Source organism: Porphyromonas sp. oral taxon 279 str. F0450, from assembly GCF_000292995.1.
Taxonomy (GTDB): Bacteria; Bacteroidota; Bacteroidia; order Bacteroidales; family Porphyromonadaceae; genus Porphyromonas; species Porphyromonas pasteri.
Genome location: NZ_ALKJ01000019.1, coordinates 387,776 through 401,113 on the forward strand (window position 1 = coordinate 387,776; position 13,338 = coordinate 401,113).

Consider the following 13,338-nt stretch of genomic DNA (forward strand, 5'->3'; position numbering starts at 1 on the left):
TACCTTTGCCCAAAGGTTTACCAGAACAGGGGGACTCACCCCACTCAAAAAAATGATAGCAAAGAACTTAATATCCTTCTTCGAAGATAGCTTTCAGAAACACTGGGATCTGCCCGCGATGTCCAATTACGAAGGACAGACCTATACCTACGGACAGATGACCGAAGCCATAGACGAGTGGCACCAATTCTTCCGACTCCAAGGACTACAGCGTGGCGACAAGGTCGCTCTCATGGGCAAGGACTCTGCTGAATGGGCCATCTTCTTCATAGCCGTCATCACCTATGGAGCGGTGATCGTACCCATCCTACAGGACTTCCCTCCTGCTGATGCGATGCAGATCATCGACCACTCCGAGTCGAAGCTCTTAGCGATCAATGCCAATCTGTGGAGCAACATGCGCCTAGAGGGCATCCCCTTAGTATCTACGATCCTGGACTTCCAAGAGGGGCATATCCTTCACGGCACACCCCAAGCTGTACAGCAGTTCGCCGATGCCAAGGCCAACCACAAGGCACAGTACCCCACAGGTATGCGCCCCGAGGATGTCAGCTACTACCACACCCCGAATGAAGAGCTTGTCGTACTGAACTACACCTCCGGTACGACGGGCTTCAGCAAGGGGGTTATGCTCTCGGGCAATAACTTCGCAGGGAACCTCGCCTTCTGCATCGAGCGAAATATCATCCGCGCTAAGGAGACCCTGCTGTGCTTCCTCCCGATGGCACACGTCTACAGCTGCATGATCAACCTCTTCCTTGCAATGGCTTCGGGTACCCATGTCGTCGTGCTGGGTAAGATCCCTTCGCCCAAGATCCTCGGTGTAGCCTTCAAGAAGGTGCGCCCCACGGTCATCATATCTGTACCGCTCGTCCTGGAGAAGATCTATCAAAATACGCTTCAGCCCATACTCAAGAGCCGCAAGGTACGCTTCATGCTCTCCCTACCCATCCTGCGCAATGTGGTCTATCGCAAGATCCGCGAGCAGCTCTCCGAAGGCCTTGGCGGAGCATTCCGCCAGGTGATCGTCGGGGGTGCAGCCCTCAACCCCGAGGTCGGCGAATTCCTCAAGCGCATTGGCTTCCCCATCACCGTGGGCTATGGTATGACCGAGTGTGCTCCACTCATCTCCTTCATCGAAGCTGAGGAATGGCGTCTACGCTCCTGTGGTCGTGTGCTCGAGCCCTATATGGAGGCACGTATCGCTCCTCTCAATGACGAGCAGACACCCTCTGCCACCGCCTCAGAGATCGGTGAGATCCAGGTGCGTGGGGAGAATGTCTGCATGGGCTACTACAAGAACCCCGAGCAGACGGCAGCACTCTTCACCGAAGATGGCTGGATGCGCACGGGGGACCTCGGGACGATGGATAGCGACCACTTCCTCTACATCCGTGGTCGCTCCAAGGCTATGCTCCTCGGAAGCAACGGACAGAATATCTACCCCGAAGAGCTGGAGGCTAAGATCGGCATGCTTCCCTACGTGCAGGAAAGCCTCGTACTGATGCGCGACGGGAAGCTGGAGGCACTCATCGTCCTCAATATGCAGCTCATCGAGCAGGCAGGCATCACGCTGGACGAAGCATGGGAGGCTATCCAGAGCCAGCGTGCTGCTCTCAACCAGCAGGTCGGTAGCTATGAGAAGATCCAGCGCTTCGAGCTGCGCACCGAGCCCTTCGAGAAGACTCCCAAGCAGAGCATTCGCCGCTACCTATATAAGTAGGAGTAGCATCCACCGCTCCCACCTCGGAGGTGAGATAATCGCCCCTCCCATACTTGGTCTAAGGACTGGGCATGGGAGGTGCTTCTTTCATGCAGGAAATAGACCACGCAACTGTGTAATTTAGTGGCTTTTTCATATCTTTGCATAAATCCATGTTGTCCCCGCCACTTAGGTCATGGGCACAACGAGAAGGAGACATCGCGAGCTCACGTCAAGTAGGCCTCGGCGATACACAAAATTGTGAATACATAGAATTAAGCATAGAGACAATGAAGACGCTTACATTAGATCTCTCCGGGATCTACACCGCTGTCACACCCCAGAGTGTCCAAGCATGGGAAGAAAAGAGTAACCAGTACCAACAGCAGCTCCACGCTGGCACAGGGCTGGGTAATGACTTCTTAGGGTGGATCAACCTTCCCTGTGAGATCAGCGAAGAGCAACTCTCATCCATCGAAGAAGCTGCCCGTGGACTGCAAGAGCGCTGCGACTATGTCGTGAGCATCGGCATCGGTGGGAGTTACCTCGGTGCACGCGCTGTCATCGAAGCACTCACCCCATCCTTTGAAGCCTATCAGACGAAGCACACCGCTCCTCAGGTGATCTTCGCTGGGCACAACATCGGTGAGGACTACCTCAGTGAGCTCGTAGCCTTCCTCCGAGACAAGCGCTTCGGTCTGATCAATATCTCCAAGAGCGGTACGACGACTGAGCCCGCTATCGCCTTCCGCATCCTCAAGGCACTCCTCGAAGAGCAGGTAGGACGCGAAGAAGCTCGCAAGCGCATCATCGCCGTCACCGACAAGGCGCGTGGCGCCCTGCGTACCCTCGCAGACAAGGAGGGCTATAAGACCTTCATCATCCCCGACGACATCGGTGGTCGCTTCTCTGTACTGACCCCCGTCGGTCTGCTTCCCATCGCCGTAGCTGGCTTCGATATCCGTGAGCTCGTCCGCGGTGCTCGCGAGATGAAGGCACTTGTCGATGAGTCCGTCCCCTTTGCAGAGAACCCCTCCGCACTCTACGCTGCAGCTCGCAACAGCCTCTATCAGGCTGGTAAGAAGATCGAGATCCTCGGTAACTTCCATCCCCGCCTTCACTACATCGGAGAATGGTGGAAGCAGCTCTATGGTGAGAGCGAAGGGAAGGACCATAAGGGTATATTCAATGCCTCGGTAGACTTCTCTGCTGACCTGCACTCCATGGGGCAGTGGATCCAGGAGGGCGAGCGCTCTATCTTCGAGACGATCGTCAGCATCGCTGAGCCCAACACTACCCTACGCATCGAGTCAGACGAAGCCAACCTTGATGGCCTGAACTACCTCGCCGGCAAGCGTGTCGATGAGGTCAATAAGATGGCTGAGCTCGGTGTACGCGTAGCACATATCGATGGTGGTGTCCCCAACATCCGCATCGTACTCCCCAAGCTGGATGCCTACTACATCGGGCAGCTCTTCTACTTCTTCGAGAAGGCCGTCGGTATCAGTGGCTACATGCTTGAGGTCAATCCCTTCAACCAACCCGGTGTCGAAGCCTACAAGAAGAATATGTTCGCTCTACTTGAGAAGCCTGGCTTCGAGGCAGAGACCGAGGCTATCAAGGCTCGTCTGAAGTAACACTCCACACTACATGGAATATAACAATCAACTGCCCACCATCATTCTGCCCGAATACGGCCGCCATATCCAAAATATGGTAGCCCACTGTAAGACGATCAAGGAGCGTGAGGAGCGGAATGCTTGTGCCCGCAGTATCATACGCTCCATGGAGGCCATCGTACCCGAGAAGGGTGCAGGCATCGATAAGGAGACCATCTACTGGGATCACCTCGCTATCATGGCCGACTTCGAGCTCGACGTCGACTACCCCGAGGGAACCATCACCAAGGAGGCGATCCAGCACGAGACACAGAAGCCCGAGTACCCAGGCCACTTCATCAAATACCGCTACTATGGTCACTTCATCGAGGGCATGATCCAGCGTGTATGCGCTATGGAGATGGGCCCCGAGCGTGCTGCAGCGGAGTACTTCATCGCACTGCAGATGAAGCGCGACTACATGACGTGGAATCAAGGGAACGTCGAGGACATCAAGATCTTCAAGGACCTCTTCGAGCTCTCCGATGGTCAGATCCTCCTCACTCCAGAGAACTGCAAGCTCAACATCAACCCCAACACAATAGACAAACCAGGTAAGCTCCAGAAGCCTCTCAACAGCAAGAAGGCCAAGAAGAAATAATTCAAGCTCCGGTACCACTCACTACTACATGGCATCCTACGTAATTGAAGGCGGCTATTCCCTGCAGGGTAGCATCCGTCCCCAAGGCGCAAAGAACGAAGCGCTCCAGATCATCTCCGCTGTCCTCCTCACCCCTGAGATCGTGACGATCCACAACATCCCCAACATCCTCGATGTAAACAACCTCATCGACCTGCTGCGCCACATCGGCGTGAAGGTGACGCGCCTCAATGACGAGGGTAGCTATACCTTCCAGGCTGACGAAGTCAACATCGACTATCTACACAGTGAGGAGTTCCTCAGTCGCTCACGAGCACTGCGCGGATCCATCCTCATGGCTGGGGCTCTGCTTGGGCGCTTTGGCTACGCTATCTTCCCCAAGCCTGGGGGCGACAAGATCGGCCGTCGCCGTCTAGATACGCATCTCATCGGCTTCCAGGAGCTCGGTGCTAGCTGTGTCTATGACTCCGACAAGAAGAGCTACATCCTCGAGGCTAAGAAGCTTCAGGGGAAGTATATGCTCCTTGATGAAGCCTCCGTCACGGGTACGGCGAACATCCTCATGGCAGCAGCTCTTGCCGAAGGGACGACGACGATCTACAACGCAGCTTGCGAGCCTTACCTCCAGCAGCTCTCCAAGCTCCTGGTGCGTATGGGTGCACAGATCGAAGGTATCGGCTCCAACCGCCTCACGATCCAGGGCGTGAAGGAGCTCCATGGCGCAGAGCATACTATGCTCCCCGACATGATCGAGATCGGTAGCTTCATCGGTATGGCAGCTATGACGAACTCGGAGCTGCGCATCACCAACGTCAGCATCCCTGACCTCGGCATTATCCCACAGTCCTTCCGCCGTCTGGGTATCACGATCGAGGAGCAGGGCGATGACCTCTTCGTCCCCCGCCACCCCAACGGCTACGAGATCGACACCTTCATGGACGGCTCTATCCTGACCATAGCAGATGCTCCATGGCCTGGGCTGACGCCAGACCTCCTGAGCGTCTTCCTCGTCACAGCCACCCAGGCCAAGGGTAGCGTACTCATCCATCAGAAGATGTTTGAGAGCCGCCTCTTCTTCGTAGATAAGCTCATCGATATGGGCGCTCAGATTATGCTCTGTGACCCCCACCGTGCCGTCGTCATCGGTCTCGGTCAGTCGCACCAGCTACGCGCTACGAAGATGACCTCTCCTGACATCCGCGCAGGTATCGCCCTGCTCATCGCAGCGATGAGTGCAGAGGGTACCAGCACGATCAATAATATTGAGCAGATCGACCGTGGCTATCAAGACATCGCAGCCCGCCTGAATGCTCTTGGAGCCCGTATCTCCCGCCTCTAATCTATGCTGCGTAAGGAAGACTTCGAGCATATAGGTACCTTGGGCCGTGCCCATGGTACGCAAGGTGAAGTGTCAGCCAAGCTCTCCGTAGACCTCTCAGGTCTATGGGAGGGAGCTGACACCTCACCCTTTTTAATGCTGGAGGAGCAAGGTCTGCTCATCCCCTACCGTGTGCTAAAGCGTCGCACCAAAGGGGAGGATATTGACCTCATCACCTTCTCTGGTATCACGACGAAGGACGACGCAGACGCCCTCACAGGACGTCCCATTTGGCTGGATCGTGACTACCTCTCTGGAGAGGAAGATGTCGAGGACATCTTCGACCTCCAGCACTTTGTCGGCTTTGACCTCTACGATGCCTCTACACAAAGCTGTCTAGGGCGTGCTGTAGAGATCGACGAATCGACAATCAATACTCTACTGCGAGTCGAGACGACTGCTGGCGAGGAGCTTATCCTCCCTATCTCCGAGGAGCTCATTGAGCGCCTTGACCTCCAGGGGCACCGCCTCTACCTACATATCCCGGCAGGACTACTTGAGCTATAATATCAGCCCTGCATCCATTACCTTGCACCCTTTGCAACCCATTATTTTATGCGTCCGACAGTAGCCTCTCCTCGGTTTGACGAAGAGCCTTTATTCACTGGCAACTCGGTCTTCAAGCACCAGTCAGCAGCCCTCATCTCCATCCCGCAGCACAAGCAATTAGGCGATGGAGAGCACCTCTATCTGAAGAGTCAGGGCAACTATTACCTCATCTTCCTCCTCTCTGGGAAGATCACTACCTACATGAATGGGGAGCAGGAGTCTCAGCACTTCGCAGCGAAGAGCATAATCTTCGTCCCGATGGGTACCCTCCTCAATATCGTGGCCGAGGGAGAGACTTCATGCATTACCTTCCACTTCCTCCCCAGCGTACATCTCTGTGCTCGTCAGTGCCCAGAGCGTCCAAAGAAGAAGAGCTTCCAGCTCCCCGATTCGCATAAGGGGAAGGATCTCACGGTGCTCCCTATGTCCCATGGTATTGACCTCTGGACATGTGCCATCATAGAGTACTTACAATACTCCCTCTCTGACCTGCGCCTCTTTGACGTAAAGCTTCAAGAACTCTTCCTCCTGCTACGCATGAACTATGCTCGCCGCGTCCAAGAGGAATTCCTTCGAGGCTTCCACTGCAAGCGCTCAGGCTTCAGCTGTCAGGTCTTCAAGCATCACCTCTCGTGTCGCAATGTGGAGGATCTCGCCAGCAAGCTCGGCGTACCCCCTGCGACGCTGACGCGTATGTTCGACGATGAATTCGGTGTCTCTCCACTGAAGTGGCTTCTCCAGCAGCGCGCCCGCCATGTGTACAAGGATCTAGTCGATAGCAACCTATCTCTGACGGAGATCTCTGAGCGCTATTACTTCTCCTCACCTGGCTACCTGTCAGCGTTCTGCCGTCGTATGTTCGGTCTCTCCCCGCTGAAGATTCGCCGAGGACAAGGATTACATCAAGACGATACTGCCGAAGATCTCGAGGAATGAAGCCACAGACTGAGCTTGCAGCACTCGCTGCATGGATACTCATCTCATTAGGTCTCTTCACTCCTGGACTCATGCTTCTCGGGGGGACACTCCTCCCGACCCCATCAGTAGATGCACAGCTGATCACGAGTACTGTGATCTCGCTGTGCATCTTTTTGCTTCCTACCTTCTTCCTTCCCTCGGGGAAAGCTGCTTGGAGCAGGATCTCCCAACCGCGACCAGCCAAGTACCGAAAGCCTAAGCATAGCTTCACCATCCTCGGGCTCTCTCTCCTTGTACTTCTTCTTGCTCAGCTCCTCTATATGGGGATTATAGCCCTTGCTCAGAAGCTTGGCTACCCTGTACAGGATGCTGTCGAGGCTCGGCTACTACAGCTTCTCAGCAGTGGAGAGGGATCTCGCCCCCTACTCTTCCTCACGATGGCAGTTGTCCCAGCCATCACCGAAGAGTTCTTCTTCCGAGGCCTTCTCCAGGGCACACTACAGCGTGTCCTCCCGCACAAGCGCTGGCTTCCGATCATCCTCTCAGCAGGGATCTTCGCCCTCTTCCATGGAGCTATCGTGGGCTTTCCCAGCCGCATGCTCTTAGGACTGATGCTCGGCTACCTCGCAGTGGACTCACACAACCTCCGTCTCCCGATACTCCTCCACTTTCTCAACAATACATTAGCTCTCCTCTCCATCCTTTAATCTCACAGAATACTACAATGAAACGACTCTTCCGCAACGCTACTCTCATCAACGAAGGCCGCTCCTTCACCGCTTCTCTCTTGACCTCGGGGACTCTCATCGAGCGCATATACGAGGGAGAGAACAGCTTCCCCGAAGGCCTCCTCAGTGAAGTCGACGAAGTAATCCCCGCAGAAGGCCTCTGGCTCCTACCAGGCTGCATCGATGATCAGGTGCACTTCCGCGAGCCTGGGCTCACACACAAGGCCACGATAGAGAGTGAGAGCCGTGCCGCTGTCGCTGGTGGCACGACCTCCTTCATGGAGATGCCCAATACCAAGCCTCCTACGACCAGCCTCGAGGCCTGGGAATGGAAGATGCAGCGTGCCGCCGAGACCTCGTGGGCCAACTACTCCTTCTTCTTCGGGGGGAGTAATGATAATGCCGATGAGATCCAGCGAATTGATGCACGTCGTACCCCTGGACTCAAGCTTTTCCTCGGCTCATCGACGGGTAATATGCTTGTCGATGACAAGAAGACCCTTGAGCGTATCTTCTCTGAGACCGACCTCATCATCGCCACGCACTGCGAGAAGGAAGAGATCATCCGTGCTAACCGCGAGCACTACCTCGCCACTGTAGGCGAAGAGAAGCTCGATGTACACTACCACCCTCTCATCCGTAGCGAAGAGGCATGCTATCGCTCCTCGAGTGAAGCCGTCGAGCTGGCGACACGCCTTGATAGCCGCCTGCACATCCTCCACGTCTCGACGGAGCGTGAGCTCTCTCTCTTCCGCAATGATCTCCCACTTACCGAAAAGAAGATCACAGCCGAGGCCTGTGTGCACCACCTCATCTTCACCGATGCCGACTACGATCGCTTAGGCAACCGCATCAAGTGGAATCCAGCTGTCAAGACCCTCAGAGATCGTGAGGCGCTTCGTGCAGCCGTTCGCTCGGGACTCGTAGACATCGTAGCCACCGACCATGCGCCACACCTCCTCTCCGAGAAGGAAGGCAACTGCCTCACAGCAGCCAGTGGCGGCCCGCTCACGCAGTATGCACTCATCTCTATGCTTGACATGGCCCGCGAAGGCGTATTTACAAAGGAACTGGTCGTGGAGAAGATGGCCCACCGCCCTGCCGAGCTCTTCGCTATCGAGAAGCGTGGCTACCTGCGTGAAGGCTACTATGCCGACCTCGTCCTCATCGATCCCGAGGGCAAGACACCCGTCAAGACCGAGAGCATCATCTCCCTCTGCGGTTGGTCCCCCTTCGAAGGGCATACCTTCGGTCACCGAGTGGAGGCTACCTATATCAATGGTGACTGTGCCTATCGCGCAGGAGTACTCAGCGAAGTACGCCCATCGGTAGCTCCACTCCTCTACTCGCGTCCATAGCCCGACACCCTTCTCTTTACCACACGTGTAGCCCCTTCTCCGAAGTGCCATCAGCCTTCGGGGAAGGGGCTATACTTTATGGATCCTAACCTACACTGAGAGAAAAACGATTGAAAGGAGACCATTGCGCAAGACCATCTCTTCACAGCTTGCACTTTCCTCCTTCGAACTTCTCAGCCTAAAGACTCTGATTTTCGAGGCAAGAAGGTACGAGTAATGAAGAGATGGGCTTGTGCAATGGTCTCATAAGAGGTATATGGGTGCGTGGGCAGAGCTATATAGGATGGCGAAGAAAACTATATAGCTTTGGACTGATTCCTATATAGCTTTCGGTGCGAAGCTATATAGCTTTGTGAAGTGACCTATATTAGAGTTGTTGCTCCGCGTAGAGATAAAAGTTGTGGACGAGTGGCAGATAAGTGTAGACTACGTACGTGGCTCTAATATCTACGTACGTGGATATTTGGATTGACGTGCCTGGGCTTTAAGACTACGTGCGTAGATGCGGAAAAACCACTATTTGAAGGCGCTTCTTCCTTCACGAGAAGGGCACTTTTCCCTCCGTTGGATAAGAGGAATACTCGCGATAAGGCGAAGGGCTTGTGTATCACTTCGGAGAGGCATATCGGGGAGCTGGGTGTGCGATACCTTAGCACTCTAAACTCTAAATAGAGGACAGGACTCGCGGCAACAGTCTCTGAAAGGGGAATATCAACCAGTACTTCTTCACATTCCCCCACTCTAATAGACTATATTCCAGGACCCTATACAGCCCCGCCAAAGTCGCACTAAGCGACTGCTCCGCCCAGGGGGATCACGACCCTATAACCGAGAGAAATAGGAGGAGACTCATCCTGATATTTAATCACGACACTCACGTAACGAAGAGGCATCGCACAAAGGGGCTTTTTCATTAACTTTGTAGTAAAGACAACGATAGGTCTCCTTGCCCTCCTTCTCGGTCGACAAGGAGCATTTTTCACGCTTACGAAATAGATCTACCCACTCCGATGAAGTCGAGTCTCTGTGCGCTCCTCTGCGCTACGGCCCTTACCGCTACTGCCATCACTGGCTGCGGTACGACCAGACAACATACCGCTGCTCTTAGTCAACGCACCCCACGCCAAGACCGCTATGTGGTCATCCTCTCGCTTGATGGCTTCCGCCCCGACTACCAGGGGCGTTGCGCTACCCCCAACCTCGATGCTATGGATCGTGAAGGGCTTGCTGGTCGCTTCCGCCCCTCCTATCCCACACTGACCTTCCCCAACCACTACTCGATGGCTACGGGGCTTTATCCCAATAATCATGGACTCGTCGGCAATGAGTTCTGGGACGAGCGTGGTGCACGCTATCGACTCGGCGACCGCAAGGCCGTAGCAGATCCCGCCTTCTACAAGGGCGAGCCACTGTGGAATGTAGCGCGTCGCCACGGAGTGAAGTCCGCCAGCTTCTTCTGGGTCGGTAGTGAGACTCCCGTCGGGGGACATCACCCCGACCGCTGGAAGAAGTTCAATGACAAAGTACCCTACACAGATCGTGCTGACTCGGTACTTAGCTGGCTGAATCTCCCTACGGCAGAGCGTCCACATCTGGTCATGTGGTATATCGAAGAGCCCGACCATACAGGCCACCACAACGGCCCTGAGTCTCCTAAGACCCTTCGTATGGTAGAGAAGATGGACTCAGTCATCGGCTACTTCCGAAAGGGGCTCGCCAAGCTCCCCATCCATCAGCAGGTAGACTTCATCCTCGTCTCTGACCATGGGATGCAGTTCTTCGACCGCAGCAAGGCGGTCAATCTCGCAGACTACCTCCCTATTGATAGCTTTGAGCATGTCGCTACGGGGCCCTTCACTCACCTCTATCCCAAGAAGGGCTATACCGAGACGGCATATAAGATCTTGAAGAAGGTACCCCACATATCGGTCTACCGCAAGAGTGAGCTACCCGCTCGCCTGCACTTCGGTAGCAGCCCCCGCATCGGTGAGCTGGTACTCATCGCAGACCTCGGCACGCAGATCTTCTTCCGTCCTCAAGGCATCCCCAAGGACTTCCTCCATGCTGGACATGGCTTCGACAATAAGAATCCTGAGATGTATGCTATCTTCAAGGCTGTCGGCCCAGACTTCCAGCCTGGTCGCAAGGTCTCCAAGCCCATCCCCAATATCACCCTCTACCCCCTCGTCTGCCGTATCCTCGGCCTCCAGCCTGGCGCACATGATGCAGACGAAGCCCTCGCCTCATCACTCCTCAAGAAGAAGTAGCCGCTCTCCCCTATGATCATTGCACAGAAGAAGCGCAAAGAGAATATCGCAGAATACCTACTCTATATGTGGCAGGTAGAGGATCTCATCCGTGCTGCAGGTGTCTCCCCTGAGGGAGTCGAGCAGCTCCTCCTCCCCCGCTACGACGTCGACGAGGAGAAGCGCGCTGAGATCCGCTCATGGTACCTTGAGCTCATCGAGATGATGCGCACCGAGGGCAAGGTACAGGCGGGTCACCTTGACGTCAACCGTATCGTACTGATGCAGCTCGAGGAGCTTCACCGCCGCCTCATCAGCAATCCCAATGACATCGTCTACTCGGGACTGCACCTGCAGATACTCCCAGCTCTCATCCAGCTCCGAGGCAAGAATAACGGAGCAGAGGAGAGCGACCTCGAGACTTGCTTTAATGCCCTCTACGGCTATATCACCCTCAGCCTCCAGCACAAGGAGGTCAGCGAGGAGACCAAGAAGTCAATGAAGCAGATCAGCGCCTTCCTCGCTATGCTTGCCCACCGCTACAAGATGGAGCAAGAGGGCATCGAGGCCGAAGACACTACTCATAATTAGATCCCCCTACATGAACGAATATAAGAAAGAGATCGACCAGCGACGTACCTTCGCTATCATCAGTCACCCTGACGCCGGTAAGACGACCCTCACCGAGAAACTCCTTCTCTTCGGGGGGGCTATCCACGTAGCAGGTGCCGTCAAGAGCAACAAGATCAAGAAGACCGCGACGAGTGACTGGATGGAGATAGAGAAGCAGCGTGGTATCTCCGTAGCGACCTCCGTTATGGGATTCGAGTACGCTGGCTACAAGATCAACATCTTGGATACCCCTGGTCACCAGGACTTCGCTGAAGATACCTTCCGTACCCTCACCGCTGTCGATAGCGTCATCATCGTCATCGACGGAGCTAAGGGGGTAGAGACCCAGACCCGCCGTCTCATGGAGGTGTGCCGTATGCGCAAGACGCCCGTGATGGTCTTCATCAATAAGATGGACCGCGAGGGACAGGATCCTTTTGACCTACTTGATGAGATCGAGAAGGAGCTGCAGATACGTGTACGCCCTCTCTCTTGGCCCATCGACATGGGTCAGCGCTTCCGTGGCGTCTACAACATCCACGAGGGGGCACTCAATCTCTTCACGCCTGACAAGCAGCGCATCACCGAGAGCGTCACGATCACGGACCTCAACTCCTCCGAACTCGAGCAGCACATCACACCCGAGCAGGCAGAGAAGCTCCGTATGGATCTGGAGCTCGTCGATGGCGTATACCCCGAGTTTGACCGCGAGGAATATCTGTCGGGCGATATCGCTCCTGTATTCTTTGGCTCGGCACTCAACAACTTCGGGGTGCAAGAGCTCCTCAACTGCTTCGTAGAGATCGCGCCATCTCCCCGCCCCGTCAAGGCAGAGGAACGTGAGGTATCGCCCTACGAACCTGCCTTCACAGGCTTTGTCTTCAAGATCCATGCAAACATGGACCCCAACCACCGTAGCTGTATCGCCTTCATCAAGATCTGCTCTGGTCGCTTCGAGCGTAATGCGAGCTACAAGCACGTACGCCTCGGTAAGAGTTTGAAGTTCAGTAGCCCAACGGCCTTCATGGCCCAGCGTAAGGAGACGGTAGAAGAGGCCTTCGCAGGTGATATCATCGGTCTACCTGACACGGGGAACTTCCGCATCGGTGATACCATCACGGCTGGCGAGGAGCTTCACTTCAAGGGTCTCCCCAGCTTCTCCCCCGAGCTCTTCAAGTACATCGAGAACCAAGATCCGATGAAGACCAAGCAGCTGGCCAAGGGTATCGACCAGCTCATGGGCGAGGGTGTAGCACAGCTCTTCGTCAATCAGTTCAACGGTCGTAAGATCATTGGCACGGTCGGCCAGCTCCAGTTCGAAGTCATCCAGTACCGCCTCCTCCACGAGTATGGCGCCGCCTGTCGCTGGGAGCCTATAAGCCTCTATAAGGCATGCTGGATCGAAAGCGATGATCCCGCAGAGCTGGAGAACTTCAAGAAGCGTAAGTCACAGTTCATGGCGAAGGATCTCGTCGGACGTGATGTCTATCTGGCCGACTCGGGCTATGTACTGACGATGGCGCAGCAGGACTTCCCCAAGATACGCTTCCACTTCACCTCCGAATTCGGTAAATAATACCATATTTTA

At 55.1% G+C, this 13,338-nt stretch carries 11 protein-coding genes; all 11 read left to right on the forward strand.

Annotated features, from left to right (window positions below; genetic code table 11):
* The first annotated feature begins 52 nt into the window (after positions 1-52).
* The 11 genes from HMPREF1323_RS05460 (at position 53) to HMPREF1323_RS05510 (ending at position 13,326) form a co-directional block, all read left to right on the forward strand.
* Positions 53-1,723 carry an AMP-binding protein gene (locus HMPREF1323_RS05460; protein WP_009432977.1) on the forward strand — a complete coding sequence of 557 codons (1,671 nt, stop codon included), beginning with the start codon at positions 53-55 and terminating at the stop codon, positions 1,721-1,723.
* A 269-nt stretch (positions 1,724-1,992) separates the two neighbouring features.
* On the forward strand, positions 1,993-3,339 hold the full coding sequence (locus HMPREF1323_RS05465) for a glucose-6-phosphate isomerase (protein ID WP_009751915.1): 1,347 nt from the start codon (positions 1,993-1,995) through the stop codon (positions 3,337-3,339).
* A 13-nt stretch (positions 3,340-3,352) separates the two neighbouring features.
* Positions 3,353-3,961 carry a DUF4290 domain-containing protein gene (locus tag HMPREF1323_RS05470; protein WP_044124076.1) on the forward strand — a complete coding sequence of 203 codons (609 nt, stop codon included), beginning with the start codon at positions 3,353-3,355 and terminating at the stop codon, positions 3,959-3,961.
* Positions 3,962-3,989: 28 nt separating this feature from the next.
* Positions 3,990-5,300: a UDP-N-acetylglucosamine 1-carboxyvinyltransferase gene (gene murA, locus HMPREF1323_RS05475; RefSeq protein WP_009433229.1), complete on the forward strand. Its 1,311-nt coding sequence runs from the start codon at positions 3,990-3,992 to the stop codon at positions 5,298-5,300.
* A 3-nt stretch (positions 5,301-5,303) separates the two neighbouring features.
* On the forward strand, positions 5,304-5,846 hold the full coding sequence (locus tag HMPREF1323_RS05480; protein WP_009751908.1) for a ribosome maturation factor RimM: 543 nt from the start codon (positions 5,304-5,306) through the stop codon (positions 5,844-5,846).
* A 48-nt stretch (positions 5,847-5,894) separates the two neighbouring features.
* Positions 5,895-6,824, forward strand: coding sequence for a helix-turn-helix transcriptional regulator (locus HMPREF1323_RS05485; protein WP_009433118.1), 930 nt, complete (start codon positions 5,895-5,897; stop codon positions 6,822-6,824).
* Positions 6,821-7,513, forward strand: coding sequence for a CPBP family intramembrane glutamic endopeptidase (locus HMPREF1323_RS09000; protein WP_009433188.1), 693 nt, complete (start codon positions 6,821-6,823; stop codon positions 7,511-7,513). Before HMPREF1323_RS05485 ends, HMPREF1323_RS09000 begins: the two co-directional genes overlap by 4 nt.
* Before the next feature lie 17 nt (positions 7,514-7,530).
* On the forward strand, positions 7,531-8,892 hold the full coding sequence (locus HMPREF1323_RS05495; RefSeq protein ID WP_009433024.1) for a dihydroorotase: 1,362 nt from the start codon (positions 7,531-7,533) through the stop codon (positions 8,890-8,892).
* 1,010 nt (positions 8,893-9,902) lie between these two features.
* Complete coding sequence (locus tag HMPREF1323_RS05500) at positions 9,903-11,159, forward strand: alkaline phosphatase family protein (RefSeq protein WP_044124078.1); 1,257 nt, start codon at positions 9,903-9,905, stop codon at positions 11,157-11,159.
* Positions 11,160-11,171: 12 nt separating this feature from the next.
* Positions 11,172-11,729, forward strand: a complete 558-nt coding sequence (locus HMPREF1323_RS05505) for a DUF4924 family protein (protein ID WP_009432879.1) — start codon at positions 11,172-11,174, stop codon at positions 11,727-11,729.
* Between the two features lie 10 nt (positions 11,730-11,739).
* Entirely contained in the window at positions 11,740-13,326 is a 1,587-nt protein-coding gene (locus tag HMPREF1323_RS05510) for a peptide chain release factor 3 (RefSeq protein WP_009433138.1), read from the forward strand.
* Positions 13,327-13,338: the final 12 nt, after the last annotated feature.